Raw genomic sequence first — 19,238 nt, 5'->3', positions numbered from 1 at the left:
TTAAATTGTTTCATAAGTTTGGTATTTTTCTTCTCCAAGCGCGAGTTTCGCTTGCATACGATCTTCTTCTCTTTGGAAGCTAATACGTAATACCCCAAGCAACCCTTCACGCGCTTCTAATATTTGCAAGTTCGTAATACTAATTTCTTCGCGCGCTAAAATACTTGTAATGTGAGCCAATGCCCCTACTTTATCTAAAACATCGACGTATAAGTCGTGATAGGCAGGAATCGCCCCTCTCTTTCTTACCGGTAAAGAGTCACGGTATTCTTTCGCATCCGCAAAATAGTTTTGAATCTCGCCTGCATCTCCGGCAGAAACTGTATCATATAAATCTTCCATTTCAGAGATCCACTCTTTTAATAATACCATTAAATGCTCTCGATTTTGCTTAACAATATCACTCCACATTTTCGGACTACTAGATGCGATACGTGTAATGTCTTTGAAACCTCCAGCAGCTAGCTGATGAATAAGTGGATTATCTCCTGCATGTTTCTCCACTTGCTTTACTAATCCAGCTGCAATAAGATGCGGGAAATGACTTACAATCCCTGTTACATAATCATGTTCTTCTGTATTTAAAACAAGGAAATGTGATCCTGTTCCTTTTAACCAATCTTTTAACTCTTCCACATGTTCATTTGGCACGTGATGCATCGGTGTTAAAATGTAAAATGCATTTTCAAATAAATGCGCTTTTGCACTTTCAACTCCCGTTTTATGAGAACCTGCCATCGGATGTCCACCAATAAAAGAAACTTCCTTTGAAAATAAAGCTTCCGCTTCGTTCATAATCGTTCCTTTTGTACTACCAACATCGGTTACGATAACATCTTCTCGTAACCGAAATGACGCTAATTTGTGTAATAACTTCTTCGTTTCTTCAACTGGAGAAGCAAAAACAATTAAATGCGCCTCTTCACATGCATGTTGTAAATTTACTGCTATTTCATCTACTACGTGTAATTCTTTTGCACGCTCTACTTGTTCTTGAAATATATCATAACCTGTTATCGTTACATCGTGCTCTTTCTTAATTGCTAATGCGAGAGAGCCTCCGATTAAACCAGTTCCAATTAATACTACCTTCTTACGCATTTGCCTCATCTCGAGACTTTCTTTTTTTATTTTCAAAGTGTTGTTGTAACACTGAAATCACTCCTTCATTTTGCTCCCTTGTTCCGACTGTAATACGGACGCCATTTGGGAACGGACGAATAATAAATCCTGCGTGTGCACAAGCTTCATAAATCTCTCCAGCATTCTCAACTGGCAAGAAGATGAAATTTGTTTGCGATGGATAAAATGGAATATCATGTTCCTTACAAAAGCTCTCGTATTGTTGTAATCCCTCTGTATTTACACGAACTATTTCCTCAATAAACTCCTCATCTCCAAAAGCAATCGTCGCTGCTTTTTGCGCTAATGAAGATACGTTAAATGGCAAACGTACGACATTTAATTTCTCGATTAACTCTTCCTGTCCAATTGCATATCCTACGCGGAAAGAAGCTAATCCGTACGCTTTAGAAAACGTTCTAAGTACAAGAATGTTTTTATGTTTTTGTAAAAGCGGTAATGTCTCTGGGAAATCTTTTGCTGTTACGTATTCATAGTACGCTTCATCAATGACAATTAACGTATTTTCACTAATCCCTTCAATGAATTGAGTCAATTTTCGGTCATTCACATATGTGCCTGTCGGATTATTCGGATTACAAATCCATACGATTTTTGTATTGTTATCTACTACTGAAGAAATTTCGTCTAAGTCGTATACACCGTTATTTAACGCAACTTCCTTCACTTCGCAACCTTCTATAATTGCATGGTGACGGTACTGCGGGAATGTTGCCCCAGCCGTTACGATGTTATCTCCTGCTTTAAGTACTGCACGGCTTATGATTTGAATGACTTCATCTAAACCACTACCGCAAAGTACTTGTTCCATTTGCACATGTAACTTATTTGCAATTGTTTGACGGAGTGTTGTAGCACCTCCGTCAGGATATAAAGCATGATCCAACCACGATTTTTGCAACTCATCTAAAACACGTGGTGAACAGCCGAATGGATTTTCATTCGATGCTAATTTCACAAATGAATGATCTCCGTACACTTCTTTCATTTGTTCCGGTGATTTACCTGGTTTATATGGTTGTAATGATGATAGTTGATTTTTTACTTGCATGTTAAAACCACCTTTTTATTAAAATTCTTTTGCGTATTTATTATGTTGCGTAATGTTTTGCTGAATTAACTCCATACGATCTTTTCCGAATTGTTCGACTAGTGCATGTGCAAGTTCCCATGCTACAACAGATTCAGCTACTACACCTGCAGCTGGTACTGCACAGCTATCAGATCTTTCAATACTCGCTTGGAATGCTTCTTTCGTATCAATATCAACACTTGCTAACGGTTTGTATAATGTAGGTATTGGTTTCATTACACCTCTTACGACAATTGGCATTCCCGTTGTCATACCGCCTTCTAAACCACCGGCATTATTCGTTTTTCTCGTGTATCCTTGTTCTTCATCCCATAAAATTTCATCGTGCACTTTACTTCCTGGCTGTCTTGCTGCTTCAAAACCAATGCCAATTTCAGCACCTTTAAATGCATTAATACTCATAATCGCACCAGCAAGTTTTGCATCTAATTTACGATCGTAATGAACGTAACTACCAACGCCAATCGGCATTCCTTCTGCAATGACTTCTACAATGCCTCCGATTGAATCTCCGCTACTTTTTGCATTATCAATTGCATTCATCATCTCTTGCTCTACTTCTTTATCTAAACATCGAACTGGTGAGTTTTCAGTAATTGTTTGAATTTCTTCAATAGACAAGTTAGAAATATGTTTTGCTTTTACTCCGCCAATTTCAAGTACATGCCCTGCAATTTCTACGCCTAATTCTTTTAAAATTTGTTTCGCAACCGCACCAGCAGCTACACGAACTGTCGTTTCTCTTGCAGAAGAGCGCTCTAGTACGTTTCTTATATCACGGTGACCATATTTAATTGCTCCATTTAAATCCGCATGTCCTGGACGTGGCTTCGTAATTGTACGTTTCATGTCTTTACTTTCTTTTTCCGAAATTGGCTCTGCACCCATTACTTTCGTCCAATGTTTGAAATCATCATTTTTTACGATTAACGTAATGGGTGAGCCAAGTGTCATCCCATGACGAACACCACTTACAATTTCAACTGTATCTGTTTCAATTTGCATACGTCTTCCGCGTCCGTGCCCTTTTTGTCTTCTTAATAATTCTTTATTAATATGTTCCGCCGCCAGCGTTAAACCTGCTGGTACACCTTCTAAAATAACTGTTAACTGCGGTCCATGTGATTCTCCAGCTGTAATGTATCTCATTTCTCTTGCCCCTTTACTATTTTTTTGTACAAAAAAGTCCCTACTGAGCGCTCAGTAGGGACGATGTTCATCGCGGTACCACCCTAGTTGTAGACTTCTTTCGTCTACCTCTCTTCTTCTTTAACGATCATTAGACCGTCTTTCCCTCCAAAAGTTGGCGGAAAAGATGCTCCAAGGCTGTAATTCATGCTTATCTTTGTACTGATTCACACCGACCATCAGCTCTCTTTAACAGTGAGATAAGCACTACTGTTTCCTCTTCAACGCATATATAATATGGAATTAAGATAATTTATTTTTGAAACCTTTTAACTCTTCCATGAATCTATGGAATTCCGGAATATCCATTTGTTGTGCAGAATCTGATAATGCAACTGCTGGGTCTGGATGTACTTCAGCCATTACTGCATCTGCGCCAATTGCAAGAGCCGCTTTCGCTGTTGGTAATAATAAATCTCTACGTCCAGTTGAATGCGTTACGTCAACAACAACTGGTAAATGTGTTTCTTTCTTTAAGATCGGTACTGCTGAAATGTCTAATGTGTTACGTGTCGCTCTTTCGTATGTGCGGATACCACGCTCACATAGAATAATTTGGTCGTTACCTTGTGCAATGATGTATTCTGCTGCATTAATGAACTCATCAATTGTTGCTGCTAATCCACGTTTTAATAATACCGGCTTGTTAACTTTACCTACAGCTCGTAGTAAATCGAAGTTTTGCATGTTACGTGCACCAACTTGAATTACATCAACGTAGTCTAATGCCATTTCAACATCGTTTGGATTTAAAATTTCACTAATGATCGCTAAGTCGAACTCATCTGCTACTTGGCGTAAAATTTGTAATCCTTCTACTCCTAAACCTTGGAAATCGTATGGAGATGTTCTCGGTTTGAAAGCACCACCGCGCATTAATTTTAAGCCTTGGTCCTTCATCGCTTGCCCTACTTGGCGAACTTGCTCTAAGCTTTCGACCGCACAAGGTCCCATAATGAACGTTTGTGTGCCGTTACCAATCAATTCACCTTTTACATCAACGATTGTGTTTTCTTGTTTCTTTTTACGTGATACTAGTAATGCTTTACGGTTATCATCTTCTTGTAATTCTAAGCTAGCTTTGAAGATTGTTTTGAAAATATGTTGAACCGTTGACGTTTCGAATGGTCCTTCGTTATTCTCTGCGATCATATCAAGTACTTCACGCTCACGTACTGGATCAAAACGTTTCGTACCTTGTACTTGCTTTTGCTCCCCAATTTTTTGAACGATTTCACCACGTTTGTTTAAAAGGTGTAATAGTTGTAAGTTAATTTCATCTACCTGTTTACGTAATTGATCTAATTCATGATTTGCCATTTGGAAATCCTCCTCTAATGTTTTAAAAGTATAGTAAGAGAATGAAAAATTCTCTATTTTCTGAACTGGTCAATTATACAAATTTAAAGTGGAATCGATACCTCTTCTTATTTTAAACTAATAATTCGTACAAAGACACTCTCTACTAGTTAAAAACCCACTTTTTTTGTACAAAAAATCCCTACTGATGCAATCAGTAGGGACGATATTTATCGCGGTACCACCCTAGTTGTAGACTTCTTTCGTCTACCTCTCTTCATTGTTAACGATCATCTGACCGTCTTTCCCTTCATAAAGATAAATACTATCTTTACTACGAAAAAGATGCTCTAGGACTGTAATTCGCTCTTGTTTTTGTACTGGTTCACACCAACCACCAGCTCTCTGTTACAGGGAAACAACAACTACTGCTTTTCCTTTCAACGCATGCATATTTAATTTTCAAGTTGGGCCACTAAAATACAAAAAGTCCCTACTGAATAAATCAGTAGGGACGATATTTATCGCGGTACCACCCTAGTTGTAGACTAAATTTCTGTCTACCTCTCTTCACTGTTAACGATCAATTGACCGCTTTTTCTTCATAAAGACAATACTATCTTTACTACGAAAAAGATGCTCCAAGACTGTAATTCATGATTATCCCTGTACTGGTTCACACCAACCACCAGCTCTCTGTTACAGTAAGACTAACCACTACTGTGATCTCTTCATTGCACTTTGTTTATTCAAATGTTTTTTGAAATTGAATAAGTATGATTCGTATTATAGAACGCTTTTCAAAACACTGTCAACAACTTTTTATATATTTTTTTAAATTACATTTTTGCCCTACATTTCTTCTTGTAAATTCTCCATAACAATTCCGATGCGAATTATCTCATTATCTATTGCATTTATTACACATTTTTCTACTCTATATCCAATTAATAATTCTTTTATTTGAATGATTTCAGTTTCAAGTAAATTAGCTTCCTGAAGCGTTTGCAGTAAAGTGAAAAATACTTTTGCATACAACTCTTTATACATCTTTATACTCTCTGTCTTCTCAAGTATTTCATGAAATAACTGTTTTAACTCCGTTTGATTCCCTTTTCCACCCACGTCCAAAAATGTTTTACAAATGATAGATAATCCTCTTTCTACTATTTCATCCATAAATAAAATAATACGTAAAAGCATTACATATTCTCTAGCTGTGATTCCCCCCATTTTCGGTCGCTCTCGCAAAAATATACTGAGCCAAGCTGCCCAAAATTTTTGTTGTTCTTTTGCACTTAACGTTTTGACATAATAGCATAAGAACTGCATAAATTTAATTTTATTTTCTTCATTTTCTCGTAAAAGTAAAGGGTATAACCAATCTGTTTTTTGCTCCCAATACAGTACACATTTAATAAATACAAAACTGAGCCATTTTAAGAAAGCTTCCCTCGTATGCGGATGTAATACTTCCAAATGTTCTACTGCATACTTAATAAATTGCTTCATTTCTGTAAATAAAGGTAAATTGATTTGTGTGTAACACAAGCCAGCCCATGCATATTTCGTGATTTCATTTTCCTTCTTTAACTCTAAGTACGGTAACAAATATTTTCGGCACCATTGCTTCTCAATATGATAAAGAAATGTAATATCTGCTACTAAACGCGCTAACATAAAATTTGTTCGTTCTGTACTAATTCTTACTTGTTCTTCAAATAAAAATAAATATTCATACACATTGCGATCGTATAAATGATCATATGATAACAGTTTTAATAGTACAGCTGTCATTTTTCCAACAGGATGCTGAATCGATTCATTGTAAAAATCTTGTTTTCCAAGCTTAAAATCCGTATCACTTTTCATGACTTGAGGGAATACCGAAAAAGCAAACCGTTTCACATTGCGTATACTATTTTCCTCTAACTCTTCTAATCGATTACTAATTTCATATAAAAAACTACTAATTAACCAATGAAAAGCAGTATTTCTAACAAATTTCTGCAACAGAGGAATAACTTTTTGTATTTGTTCATTTGTCAGTCCTCTGTTATTTCGCCACTCTCTAATACAAACAAACCAAACTTCATTACTTATTTCATGCATACCTACTAATTGATAAGCAAATGAAATACTCCATTCTGTATTCAATTTACATGCTTTCGATAACATCTCTAAAAAATGACGTTGTTCAAACACACCATCTTGAGAAAATTGGCGAACTTGTTTCATAATTTCCTCATCTTTTAGCTGCAATAATCCATCGGCAGTTACATTACAAGTAATACTTTGTTCTGCGACCTCTTTCTTTTGTACACTGTATCGATCAGAATGAAAGTGAGGATGTTTTTGCTTCATTAACTCATAACCTTTTGCTGTAGATGGACTATTTGTATCACAATTGAATAATAAATCTAAAACGAAACTAACATCAAATGCCCTCTCCTCTGCAAGATCCTTCAGTACAATTTGAATGACTTCTTCTTTTGTTTTTTCTAAAGAGAGTGCGTAATGATTTTTTATAAGTTGAAAAACTTCTTGTTTATACGTGACATCTAAAAGAATCCCTTCCTGTAACAACCATTTTATTTTCTCATCGGCGCTAACAAATATATTTTTATTCATCGCATCAATTGCAATTCGGTTTTGAAGTATGCTGTTTGCTTCTATCATTTCTGTAATATAATAATTTGCTTTTTTCTCATCGCTTTCACATAGATAGGCTAAACATTCTTTTACAATTTGAATTAAAAATGCAAGATCATTTTGCTGAAACTCTTTTTCCACATTTTCCTTATCCCTTTTTTTCAATGCCGTTTGCCTTAGTGATAACATCCGCAACTTCTCTATTCCCATCATCATAATTGGAACGGCGTAATAAGAAATATGCGGTCTCATCTTTTCATTCCAAATTTGCTCCACATAAGAAAATATAGACACGGGTAAACGACTTGATTCCTCAAGTTCTATTGATTCCCCGGTATCATTTCCCCACTTTCTTTCACGCTTCAACTTAAGTTTTCCGTCCAAAATAAACGTTAATAACAATAAAGCGATTTCTTTATGCTCAGGAAAAGAACATTTTTGCAATAAGTAAGAAATTGTTTCAATCGATTTACTATCTTTTTCAGCTGTTTCTAATAAAAGCAGTGTCCATCTTGCAAACAACAACGGGTCCATTTTCATTTTCGTTTCGTTTAAGTAGCTACAAATTGTTCTCCATAATAACGGAGATAGTTTAGAGTGATTTTTAAAAATTAATTGAAATAATTCTTTTTGATGACTAAAAAGAAATTGTTCCACTAACCATTTTGCAAGTAATTCATCTACCTCGTTATAGTTTGATGTAATTAAAAATAAATTTTGTAATTTCCCTTCCGCTTCAAGCCATTCCACCCATTCATAATCGTGAGCAAATTCAACGAAGTAGCGGACTGTTTCAATTTTTTTTATAGATTGTTTTATGTATGATAATTGTTCCTGCTCTACTGACGGCGGTACTGTTACTATGTCACGAATTCGCATTCGTTTCGTAATATAATTATCACCCATTAACTCAGCCCATCGTTTCACTGCTTTAACGAGAGACTGATGATTATTCCCTTTATTCGGATACACAATCGGCCTTATCCCTAAATGCTCCCAATGGTACGTGTTTTCCCCTTGTGCGACAAATGCATAACGCCTTGTACTTGGTGGTAAACCAGTTGCTAAATATTTCATTACTGGATCATTATGGCTATATCCAACGAACAAAACGGTATAATTCGAGAATAAATCAACTAAAAATCTTCTCGCCCATCCTTCCGTCAAGTAAGCCCTTCCAAAATCACCATCTGTTAAAATTAATGCTTCTTTCTCTTGTTCTATATTGCCATGTATGTAAGCGAGTCCTTTAAACGCTCTACCTGTAGGTAACGCAGGTGCGTAATATACGTTTAATTCTCTATTCATTTCTTTCATTGCAGTTGTAAAATGTCGATCAAAATTTGTTGTTACAATACGGACTTCTGTATCTAAAGGAAACAATCTCGGAATCGCATAATGAAGCGGATTCGGCTTTGACTTTTCAATATGCACTAAATCTCTTGCAACTTGATGTACATCTTTTGTTTTCGCAATTTTACCAAGATAATAATCATGTGGTTCTGTTATTTCACGTTTTTCGACATATAACGTCTTTGCAATTTCATCAACTAAATCATCAAAATTCGGTAAGTTTGATTTCCCTTTCATAGAAACTCCCGCTCCAACAAATAATACTAACTTTCCTTGTTCAAGATGATCAATTAACTCGTCTGGAATTTCTACTTCTGAAGTAATCCACACCGAGGATTCCCCCTTACCTAAAAATGTCATATACTCTCATTTTACTATAACATTTTTTCTTTGTTTTTTTAATATTTAGACAAATATAGAACATGAAAAAGTTTTATATAAATATATTCGTTACAATGTATGAACTCCTAAATTTATTGTAAAACTATGTATAAATCGGAGGTGTAAATATTGAATGGTTTTACTGTAGTGCTTATCAAGTTTATATCGTGCATTATCGCATTTAGTATCGGACTCGCTTTATTTTTCCCAGCAACGTTCGTCCAAATTATTTCATTTAGTCTCTTTGTAACAATCGTATCTTATATGTTCGTTGATAAAATTATTTTAAATCGAATTGGCAATACTGGTGCCATTATGTCGGATTTCTTACTAACATATTTAAGCGTATGGATTTTCGGTAATATTTTATTAGACAACTATATGCAAATTGCATGGGGAAGCATCCTTTCCGCAATTGTCTTCACATTATCAGAAGTAATCGTTCATCGCTTCTCTAACTCTCACACAAGGCACCATAACGATAATATTCATATTAATCGTCGCTTCGCATATGGTACGGAGTTTGCTGAAGAGCAGAATATATTGGATAAAGATAAGAAGAAATAATATTTTGATACAGGAGCGCCCTTTTTAATTATGTGGTGCTCCTTTTTTTGTGTTTTTATTATGGTACGTGAAATTATATCGACGATTTTTCAAATATATCGACGTTTCGACAAAGGATATCGACTTACCGACATTATTTGACACGATTTCCTCTAATAAAAAACTGCCTCTTATTTAGAGACAGTTTCTTTCAAATCTTTTAACGTAACAACATTAGCAAACGCTCCAAACACTACGTTATGATGCTTCACAATGTCTTCAGCACGTAACACCTCTGTATCAAACGTACTATGTGCATCGCTCACTAACGTTACTTTATACCCTTCACTAAACGCTCTTCGCGTTGTCGTATCCACACAGTACTCCGTTTGCATTCCTGAAATGATAACATGATCGATTCCCTTGTCTTGCAATACTTCTTTTAGGTTCGTCTTGTGGAATGAATCTGGAGTCGTTTTTTCAACCACACACTCCCCTTCTAGTGGAGCAATTGCCGCATGGATTTTCCACCCATCTGTACCTTTTTCTAACGGATGGTCTTTCGGTCCATTGTGTTGCACATAAATTACCGGAATATCATTTGAACGGCATTTCTCAATAAGCTCTTGTAATGTCTCTAAAAACTTTTCCCCATTATGTACTGGCATTCCTGCTGTATACATACCTGCTTGCACATCAATTACTAATAATGCTTTTTTCATATCGCGCAGCTCCCTTTTATTTATATTCCATCATCCAACAATCTTCTAATACCCCTTCATGCAGTTCATGTTCCTTTAAAATCTTCACCTTTTTAAATCCGCATTTTTCATAACACTTTATTGCACGTTCATTATTTACTTTCGGGTCCATTGCAATTGCTTTTGCTCCCGTGTTCTCCATTATATATGTAATTACTGCCTGAACAAGTTTAGTTCCAATTCCCTTTTCCCAATAGGCGGGTTCTCCGATAAATTGATCCATTCCCCATACATTTTGTGATGCTTCATAGCCATATAAAGTTTTCCACTCCGAATCAACTGGATACATTTGAATATAACCAATCGGCACATCATCAAACTCTATTAAGCACCTTTTTTCAGGACTATTTGGATTATGTATAAAATGATTCAGTACCATTTCTACTGATTGCGGATCATCTCGTCCTTCGTAATACTTCAGTACTTCTGGGTCTGTTAACCATTTTGAAATGATTGGTGCATCCTCTTCTACTACATACCTAACCGATACATTATCTTTTTGAAATAGCATATAGTACCTCTTTTTAATTCTTTATATTTTTTCTTGTAGTGAAATCTTTCATTGCCCCTATTAGTGCGTATGGTAACAATGTAATGGCAAAAAATGCTGTAAACACATTAAAATGAGGAATTTTATATGGCGTGAACCATTCTGTAAAAAATTGAGAATTTAATACTCTATTAAAGAATTCTCCGCCAGGTCTAAAGTTTGGTGCCCATGCAGTTACTTCACAAATAATAAACAACAATTGTACAATTATAAATACCCCAAGATAGCGAAACCATGTTCGTTTCCAAATTGGTTGCGCCTTATTTAAATTCGCTTCCATTTCGCCCCCACCTTTTTTATTTACATCATATTAATTATACACTTTCTACGTTTCATTTGTTAAAATTTTCTATATAATCATTCACGTTGGGGGAATACATTATGTCTAATCCTATAAAATCAACATTAATCATCCTTAGAGGAAACTCCGCAAGTGGTAAAACAACAATCGCAAAGCAACTACAAGAACATTTCGGACAAGGCACACTTTTAGTATCGCAGGATGTTGTACGTAGAGATATGCTTAGAGTACACGACACAATCGGTAATTTATCACACGATTTACTATTTGAAATTACAAAGTACGGAAAAGGAAAATGTGAGTTTGTTATTTTAGAAGGTATTTTAAACAGTCGTAGATACGGTGATATGCTGAAAGAATTAATACATTTTTTTGAAGGAAACGCGTATACATATTACTTTGATTTATCGTTAAAGGAAACGATTCGACGACATAATACAAGGAAAAAGCGGCATGAATTTGGTGAGGATTCCCTACAAAAATGGTATAATCCGCACGATACAATTGAAGTTACTAGAGAAACTATTTTTACAGATAACTTCACGCAAAAAGATATATTTGATGCAATTCTTAATGATGTGATGGTACGAAAATAAGACCGACAGAATATGTCAGTCTTATTTTTATTATGTTATATTCTAGATTTATTATAAAATCTTCACTTTAACTGTTTGTCTTCCCCAATTCATCGCTTTACTTTTTGAACCCATTAATACATCAATGCGATTACCTTTAATTGCACTTCCGGTATCTCCAGCGATTGCTTCTCCATAACCTTCTACCCATACTTTAGATCCTAATGGGATTACTTTCGGATCTACTGCGATAATTCTTATATTCGGATTAGCCGTTAAATCATGCCCCATCGCAGTTAAAACGCGTCCACCATATGTACCATTCTCACTCGGATCAGCAGTATATGCTGTCGCCACCACCGTTAATTCACGTTTAGCAGACTGCACGTTATTTTTAGACTCTTCTTTTGCCTTTAGTGCTTCTCGTGCTTTTTCCTCTTCCTTGGCTTTGGCTATTTCTCGTGCTTTCGCTTCTTCCTTAGCTTTGGCTATTTCTTGCGCTTTTGCTTCTTCTTTAGCTTTGGCTATCTCTTGTGCCTTTGCTTCTTCCTTAGCCTTTGCTATTTCTCGTGCTTTCGCCTCTTCCTTAGCCTTTGCTATTTCTCGTGCTTTCGCCTCTTCCTTAGCCTTTGCTATTTCTCGTGCTTTCGCCTCTTCCTTAGCTTTGGCTATTTCTTGCGCTTTTGCTTCTTCCTTAGCCTTTGCTATCTCTTGTGCCTTTGCTTCTTCCTTAGCCTTTGCTATCTCTTGTGCCTTTGCTTCTTCCTTAGCTTTGGCTACCTCTTGCACTTTTGCTTCTTCCTTAGCCTTTGCTATTTCTTGTACTTTCACTTCTTCCTTAGGTTTCGCTACTTCTTGCACTTTCACTTCTTCCTTAGGCTTTGCTTCTTTTTGTACTTTCGCTTCTTCCTTAGGTTTCGCTACTTCTTGCACTTTCACTTCTTCCTTAGGCTTTGCTTCTTTTTGTACTTTCGCTTCTTCCTTAGGTTTTATTGTTTCTTTTGCCTTTGTTATCTTCTGTGTTTTAGCTTCTTCATTAGCTTTAACCGATTTTTGTACTTTCGCTACTTGCTTCGTTTTCCCGTCAGCCTTTTTTTCAATTGGTGCTTTACTTGATAAGAAAGAAACATTTACATAAGCTGTTTTTCCCTTATACTCAAATTGTAGCCATCCGTCTTTTACTTGCTTCGTTGATTCAATTACATCATCTTTTTTCAGTCTGCCAAGAATTTTTGATTCTGTGTTTGATTCAGAACGTACATTTAACAAATCTGCTGTTACATGGTAAATATCTTTAGTAAACTCCGAGCTTACAAATACTTCTTTACCATTTAACTCAATTTTTGACCAGCCATCTTCGGTATTTATGACTTTTAATTCTTCCCCGTTTTTTACTTTTTCGACAACTTTTGATTCCGTAGTCGGTTTTTCACGTACGTTGAGTACATCTGCTGTTACGATCGTTTCTGCAGTAGCAGTTGTGGTAAATGCTCCCAATCCGAAAACAGTTGCTGTTGCTGCGCCAATTACTTTTTTCATATTAGCCTCCATTATATTTTTTGAATTCTATCAAATGCTTTCGTAAAAATAATAAAATTTAATATCATACCAAAACATTTGCAACAGTTATATTAATACGACTTAATATACTGTTATTAAAACTCCTTACTCCAATACTATCAAATTCTTATTTCTAATTCTATATATTATAACTTTCTATATCCCCTATAAACGTTTTATCCCCTTCTTCATACTTAATAGTTTTCTTTCAATTACTAAAACATATATAAAACCAACCTATCCTCAATATAGCCAAAAATACATATATGATATGTTACGACTTAGTAATGAGCGTACCAATGAACTTTTAATACATTACAACATTCAGGGAATCTTACATTAGATGGAGCGTGTTTTACTGAAAACAACGGTTATGGTAGTGTAAGTAATAGTGTTAAAGACAATCTTTTCTGACGAACAAAAAAAATTTTAGTTTGGAGGAATACTATGCCAAAACTATATTGTAATTATTGATCCGAACAACATCCCCTCGCGCAAAATTTTACTAAATATAAGTTTTACATCCAAGAAAATTTGTGAGATTGATGGATTACCTGGGTTTTGATTAAATACATATCACTATAAAAAGGCTGTGCTCTATATGACGCACAGCCTTTTTCTTTATTCAAACAATCCTCTTCTTTTCTTCTCTAATAAGACTCTTCCTATATTAAAAATAAATGCGATAAAAAATATAGTTGCGCCCATTAAAAATGCTAAATTATAACTACGAATTATTCCTTGCTGATATTCCTCCTTTACTTGTTTGTAAATTTTTCGCTCTCCATCAGATTTTAATATGATTTGCTGTTTTTTATTTATCGCTTGCAGTACTTCCCCCCTTTCTAAATTTGACAAATCACTTTTTTTAATCACAGTTACTACTTCCCTATTTACCTTCTCTTTTTCAACTAACAATTGATGATTCAGAAACATCACAAGTATCGCAACCCCAACAATACTTCCAACTGTTCTTGAAATATTACAAATACTTGCAGCAACACCTGACTTTTCAATAGGCACACTTAAAACTGCCGTTGTTGTATACGGTGCTAATGTGCAGCCAGTTCCAATCCCAACAATCATTAATCGCCAAAGGTAATCCCATGTAGTAAAGTTGGAATCTATTTGACTAAATAAATATGATGCTATGATAAATGTTAGTAGACCTATACTGCCTATTAATGAACTTCCCCGCTTTGCTGCAATTGGTGTTACTATTGTTGTAACAATCATTGAAACAATAGCTAGCGTGCTAATGATTAAACCTGACTGTAATTCTGACATACCTCCTACTTGAACGAAATAAAAAGCAAGTATAAACAAAAAGTTCATTAATCCCATTCCAACAAAGAATAAAGAAAGATTCGAGAGTGAGAACTCTTTATTTGTGAATAATTTTAATGGCAACATTGGATTTTCACTTTTCTTTTCAATGATAAAAAACAATTTAAATCCTATGAGTGAGAGCATAAAAAGAAGTATTAAGCTTATCATGGTTAAATGATTTGTATTTACTTGTATGAGTGCATATACGAGTAAGCATAGTGCAGATGCAGAAGTAATCATACCTGCCCAATCTATTTTAGAGCTTGCAGCATGATCATACGATTCCTTAATACAAAGAATCACGAAGATAAGAGATAAAATACCAACTGGTATATTAATAAAAAACACCCAACTCCAATTTAATTTGTCAGTTAAAACGCCTCCAAGTGAAGGGCCAATCGCCGCTGCTAATCCCCCAAAAGCTCCCATGACGCCTCCTATCATACCTTGTTTTTCTTTCGGTACTAAATTAAGGCCTAATGGCATAGCAACTGGTACGATAACTGCGGCAGAAAGTCCTTGTATTACCCTAAAAGCAACTAATGTATGAAAAGAAGTGGCTATACCGCACATAAATGAACTAATAGAAAAAAACAATAAACCAATAATATACAGTTTCTTGCGACCAAACTGATCCGCCAGACGTGCTGCAATTAATAAACACGATACAAAGGCAACATTATAACTATTAGCAACCCAAGAAATTGTATCAATTGAAGTATGAAATGTCTTTGTCATTTCTGGTAATGCGATATTCACAATATTTGAATCTAAAATTGCCATAAAAAAAACCTGCAATTAAAGCTATTAATGCAAATATATTCCTCATTTCTGCCACCCTTATTCGTTTTATTTATTTAAAATCCCATTCATAAATAAATTTACACATGTCTCTATATACTCTTCTAACTGAATTTCTTCTTCCGATATACTTACATTCATAATGTATAAAAACAGTTGTCCATAAAACATATTCGCTATCAAACGGTAATTACAGGTGGAAATGTGTCCCTTCTCACCAAGTTGCTTTAAATATTTTTCTAAGTGATTCACTAGATGTGAATTCAACTCATGTAGTAATGCTTTCATTTCACTATTTTGTCTTGATTCTATTAACGTAGCCCAAATGTAATTTAGCTTTGGTAAATTGGTTTGAATATATGTTTCTGCTACTTTTGTAAGGTCCTTATATAAATCACCCGTAAATTGCTCTTCTATTTCCTCTAACAATGCGACTGGTGTCGTCCGCAAAATAATACTCTCCCTAAAAAGATTTTCCTTATTTTTAAAATTACGAAATATCGTTAATTCGCTTACCCCCGCTTTTTCTGCCACTTCACGAATTGTTGTCGCTGTATACCCCTTTTCCCCGAATAATAAAGTAGCAGCTTCCATAACTTTTTCTCGTGCTGTTAATTTCCCCATCTTTATTCCTCCATTCAATATGTAAGTAAGTAATTACTAACATATTATCACAAAAGAAAAATGAAAGTAACTAGTTACTTTCATTTTTCTGGAATTTCACTATCTAATTTCTTGAAAATAAAAATTTCTCACATATTAACATAGCGTCTCATTCCCAAGCTTCCAGCTAAACCATCTCCCATGCCCTTCCGTTTCTCCAACCGTTTCACGATATTCGTTTCCGATAATATAATAATCAATATGAAGGTCCCGGTCCCACATGTTGTTATAAAGATGGAATACATCGCGCTTTGCACCGATTTCTTGGATTTGTTTTTCTAGCTTACGTTTTACTTGTTCTGGTATTTGATTGGCGACGTGTGTATGGAAAATGCAGATAACAGCATCTTCACCTATTTGTTCAATAATAGATGGTAATAACTCTACACCGTCTCCTTCTATTAATTGAACAGATTTATTTTTTACTAAAGATGCAGCTTGGTCAAACAGTTCAAGCCTTTCTTTATGTTCTGGCCAAATGAGTGCACGTAGCCATAAATAATCTTCATCACTATGTAGATCGTTTACATGTAAATCTAGTCCGATTCTTTCTACGACAGGTGGACTTTCTTTTAATAAATGAGGCACATTCTCCCCTCTTATTTCAGAAGTTACATGTACATTCGAATTTATATTTCCGTATGTTTCATCTGTACCGTACGAATAGCTATATTGGTCCCAAAATAGTTGTAATCCAGAACTTGTCCCAATTTCTATTAACGCTAACGGTTTATTCACTTTGTTAAATATGTAACTGAAACTTGGATATAAGTATGCACATCGTCTTACTTCATTTGTTTGTACGAGTTTCGTTTGTAATAAATTAATCATTTCTTCTCTGTACATTTTACAGAAATCTTTAAAATGATCAAAAGCTTGATCTAAATTCGTATCGGCATGTTCAACTAAGCTACTATAATACGTTTTTACATGATGTTCTTTCCCTGCTAACAATAAATAATGTACTGCACCTAATAATAAGTTTGGGACTGGTTGACCTACCTGAGCATAGGACGATAGTGTAAGTACTTCCTCATCTTCAGCAATTTTCATTGATAAATATTCATATAAGTCACTTGACCCTTTACATTCCTTTATTGAAAAATTTCGAAATAAGTTTGCGATTTGTTCTTGTGTACGCATGTGTATCCCCCTTTTTTAATATTCAGAATAATTATACAATAGTTTTTTAAAAAAGTCCCATAAAAAGGTATCCTTTCTACCGACTTTTGGATACGTAAGCTTTTTCGAGATAATTTCAAACTGTAATTTTTTTCTATTCATTAACTGAAAAGTGCTTGTTAAATAAGAATTTTGGCAAATAAAGCGTTAAATATTTTAAAATTATCAGATAACACTAGATATTTTAGTCTATTAATTATTATAATAGAGTATGAGATGGTTATATAATTGAGACAAAAAAGGTATACACCTAGGTGGGGCCTAGGCGGTGTTTCTCTTTTACGGCTTAGACATAGAAAACACCTACTCTTTTTTGCCAATATAGGGGATGGAGAGATTATCATGAGCAACATGCAGCAAAAAACAGACGTTATCTTAATTGGTGCAGGAATTATGAGTGCAACGTTAGGCTCATTACTAAAAGAATTAGCACCTGAATGGGAAATTAAAGTTTTTGAAAAACTCGCAAGTGCCGGGGAAGAAAGCTCTAATGAATGGAATAATGCAGGTACAGGGCATTCTGCGCTATGCGAACTGAACTATACTTCCGAAAAATCTGACGGATCTATAGATATTAGTAAGGCTGTAAAAGTGAATGAGCAATTCCAGCTTTCAAGACAATTTTGGGCATATCTTGTAAAAAGCAAATTAATTCGTAATCCACAAGATTTTATTATGCCTCTACCTCATATGAGTTTAGTACAAGGTGAAAAAAATGTGCAGTTTCTAAAAAACCGTTTTGAAGCGCTTTCAACAAATCCACTGTTTCAAGGAATGGAGTTTTCCGATTCTCCTGAAACATTAAAAAAATGGCTTCCACTCATTATGGAAGGTCGTACATCTAATGAGCCTATGGCGGCAACGAAAATTGACTCTGGAACAGATGTTAACTTTGGTGCATTAACACGAATGTTGTTTGATTACTTAAAAACGAAAAATGTCGAGCTAAACTACAAACATAGTGTCGAAAACATTAAACGCACGAAAAATGGTTTGTGGGAAGTGAAAGTACACGATATGAATAGTGGTAAAATTGAGCATCACACTGCTAAATTCGTCTTTATCGGCGGCGGTGGCGGTAGCCTACCCCTACTTCAAAAGACTGGTATCCCTGAATCAAAACATATTGGTGGATTCCCGGTAAGTGGACTATTTATGGTATGTAAAAACCAAAAAGTTGTAGAGCAACATCATGCGAAAGTATACGGTAAAGCTAAAGTTGGCGCTCCGCCAATGTCTGTACCTCACCTTGATACGAGATATATAGACAATAAAAAAGCTTTATTATTCGGACCATTCGCAGGGTTCTCTCCTAAGTTCTTAAAAACTGGTTCAAACCTTGACTTAATTGGTTCTGTAAAACCAAATAACGTCTTAACGATGTTAGCTGCTGGTGTAAAAGAAATGGGACTAACAAAATACTTAATTCAGCAAGTTATGTTATCACACGAAAAACGTATGGAAGAATTACGCGAATTCATTCCGAACGCAAAAAGTGAAGATTGGGATATTGTAGTTGCTGGTCAGCGTGTACAAGTAATTAAAGATACTGATGCTGGCGGTAAAGGAACACTTCAATTCGGTACAGAAGTTGTTAGTGCGGCTGATGGATCAATCGCAGCATTACTAGGTGCTTCACCGGGTGCTTCTACTGCCGTTCATGTTATGCTTGAAGTATTAGAAAAATGTTTCCCAAGCCGAATGGTAGAATGGGAAGGAAAAATAAAAGAAATGATTCCTTCTTACGGCATTTCATTAACAGAAAATCCAAGATTATTCCAAGACCTTCACACTTCTACAGGTCGTACCCTTGGATTAAATGAAAAAGAAACAGTTCATAATTAATGAAGAAATAAAAACG

Annotated in this window: 14 protein-coding genes, 2 pseudogenes and 3 other annotated features; of the genes and pseudogenes, 4 read left to right on the top strand and 12 right to left on the bottom strand. The window is 35.2% G+C overall.

The features are described 5' to 3' along the window. From tyrA to QCI73_RS12785, 5 genes are all read right to left on the bottom strand, one after another. Nucleotides 1-1,101, bottom strand: a complete 1,101-nt coding sequence (tyrA, locus tag QCI73_RS12805) for a prephenate dehydrogenase (protein ID WP_353823056.1) — start codon at nucleotides 1,099-1,101, stop codon at nucleotides 1-3. After that, nucleotides 1,094-2,194, bottom strand: coding sequence for a histidinol-phosphate transaminase (gene hisC / locus QCI73_RS12800; protein ID WP_353823055.1), 1,101 nt, complete (start codon nucleotides 2,192-2,194; stop codon nucleotides 1,094-1,096). The genes tyrA and hisC overlap by 8 nt, the downstream gene beginning before the upstream one ends. Nucleotides 2,195-2,212: 18 nt before the next feature. Beyond that, nucleotides 2,213-3,385, bottom strand: a complete 1,173-nt coding sequence (gene aroC / locus QCI73_RS12795; RefSeq protein WP_353823054.1) for a chorismate synthase — start codon at nucleotides 3,383-3,385, stop codon at nucleotides 2,213-2,215. Nucleotides 3,386-3,438: 53 nt separating this feature from the next. Further along, nucleotides 3,439-3,658: a binding site (T-box leader), on the bottom strand. Between the two features lie 9 nt (nucleotides 3,659-3,667). Continuing rightward, nucleotides 3,668-4,744 carry a bifunctional 3-deoxy-7-phosphoheptulonate synthase/chorismate mutase gene (locus tag QCI73_RS12790; protein ID WP_001273582.1) on the bottom strand — a complete coding sequence of 359 codons (1,077 nt, stop codon included), beginning with the start codon at nucleotides 4,742-4,744 and terminating at the stop codon, nucleotides 3,668-3,670. 195 nt (nucleotides 4,745-4,939) lie between these two features. Further along, nucleotides 4,940-5,176, bottom strand: a binding site (T-box leader). A gap of 54 nt (nucleotides 5,177-5,230) precedes the next feature. Next, nucleotides 5,231-5,467, bottom strand: a binding site (T-box leader). Nucleotides 5,468-5,575: 108 nt separating this feature from the next. Next, nucleotides 5,576-9,088, bottom strand: a complete 3,513-nt coding sequence (locus QCI73_RS12785) for a DUF4020 domain-containing protein (RefSeq protein WP_353823053.1) — start codon at nucleotides 9,086-9,088, stop codon at nucleotides 5,576-5,578. 150 nt (nucleotides 9,089-9,238) lie between these two features. On the opposite strand from QCI73_RS12785, the gene QCI73_RS12780 reads away from it, so the two are divergent. After that, on the top strand, nucleotides 9,239-9,676 hold the full coding sequence (locus tag QCI73_RS12780) for a YndM family protein (protein ID WP_001013099.1): 438 nt from the start codon (nucleotides 9,239-9,241) through the stop codon (nucleotides 9,674-9,676). A 170-nt stretch (nucleotides 9,677-9,846) separates the two neighbouring features. Here QCI73_RS12780 and QCI73_RS12775 read toward each other — a convergent pair whose 3' ends face one another. Genes QCI73_RS12775 through QCI73_RS12765 form a run of 3 tightly spaced genes read right to left on the bottom strand, consistent with a single transcriptional unit; the run spans nucleotide 9,847 to nucleotide 11,246 of the window. Then, nucleotides 9,847-10,377 carry a cysteine hydrolase family protein gene (locus tag QCI73_RS12775; protein WP_070806313.1) on the bottom strand — a complete coding sequence of 177 codons (531 nt, stop codon included), beginning with the start codon at nucleotides 10,375-10,377 and terminating at the stop codon, nucleotides 9,847-9,849. Nucleotides 10,378-10,393: 16 nt separating this feature from the next. Continuing rightward, nucleotides 10,394-10,927, bottom strand: a complete 534-nt coding sequence (locus QCI73_RS12770; protein WP_327923970.1) for a GNAT family N-acetyltransferase — start codon at nucleotides 10,925-10,927, stop codon at nucleotides 10,394-10,396. A 13-nt stretch (nucleotides 10,928-10,940) separates the two neighbouring features. Then, nucleotides 10,941-11,246 (bottom strand): YfzA family protein, encoded by a 306-nt coding sequence (locus QCI73_RS12765; RefSeq protein WP_270704950.1) that lies wholly within the window; start codon nucleotides 11,244-11,246, stop codon nucleotides 10,941-10,943. A gap of 101 nt (nucleotides 11,247-11,347) precedes the next feature. Here QCI73_RS12765 and QCI73_RS12760 point away from each other — a divergent pair, with 101 nt between their 5' ends. Next, on the top strand, nucleotides 11,348-11,863 hold the full coding sequence (locus QCI73_RS12760) for a kinase (protein WP_327923975.1): 516 nt from the start codon (nucleotides 11,348-11,350) through the stop codon (nucleotides 11,861-11,863). A 51-nt stretch (nucleotides 11,864-11,914) separates the two neighbouring features. On the opposite strand, the gene entB is transcribed toward QCI73_RS12760, so the two are convergent. Further along, nucleotides 11,915-13,381, bottom strand: coding sequence for a cell wall-binding protein EntB (entB, locus tag QCI73_RS12755; RefSeq protein ID WP_353823052.1), 1,467 nt, complete (start codon nucleotides 13,379-13,381; stop codon nucleotides 11,915-11,917). A 487-nt stretch (nucleotides 13,382-13,868) separates the two neighbouring features. Between entB and QCI73_RS12750 the strand changes: the two are divergent. Then, a pseudogene (locus QCI73_RS12750) lies at nucleotides 13,869-13,967 on the top strand (GNAT family N-acetyltransferase); the annotation flags it as partial. A gap of 56 nt (nucleotides 13,968-14,023) precedes the next feature. Here QCI73_RS12750 and QCI73_RS12745 read toward each other — a convergent pair. The 3 genes and pseudogenes from QCI73_RS12745 to QCI73_RS12735 form a co-directional block, all read right to left on the bottom strand. Continuing rightward, nucleotides 14,024-15,560: pseudogene (locus QCI73_RS12745) on the bottom strand (MFS transporter). 20 nt (nucleotides 15,561-15,580) lie between these two features. Next, nucleotides 15,581-16,156, bottom strand: coding sequence for a TetR/AcrR family transcriptional regulator (locus QCI73_RS12740; RefSeq protein ID WP_353823051.1), 576 nt, complete (start codon nucleotides 16,154-16,156; stop codon nucleotides 15,581-15,583). A gap of 135 nt (nucleotides 16,157-16,291) precedes the next feature. Beyond that, entirely contained in the window at nucleotides 16,292-17,338 is a 1,047-nt protein-coding gene (locus QCI73_RS12735; RefSeq protein WP_353823050.1) for a DUF2332 domain-containing protein, read from the bottom strand. A gap of 381 nt (nucleotides 17,339-17,719) precedes the next feature. Between QCI73_RS12735 and QCI73_RS12730 the strand changes: the two genes are divergently transcribed. After that, the gene (locus QCI73_RS12730) at nucleotides 17,720-19,222 is read left to right on the top strand and encodes a malate:quinone oxidoreductase (RefSeq protein ID WP_353823049.1); all 1,503 of its coding nucleotides are present in this window, start codon (nucleotides 17,720-17,722) and stop codon (nucleotides 19,220-19,222) included. Nucleotides 19,223-19,238 lie beyond the last annotated feature (16 nt).

Origin of the sequence: Bacillus cereus group sp. MG16 (assembly GCF_040459875.1) — a bacterium.
GTDB lineage: Bacteria > Bacillota > Bacilli > Bacillales > Bacillaceae_G > Bacillus_A > Bacillus_A paranthracis.
Note: the sequence above shows the minus strand (reverse complement) of the source record. Positions and strands in the feature narration are given on the sequence as shown.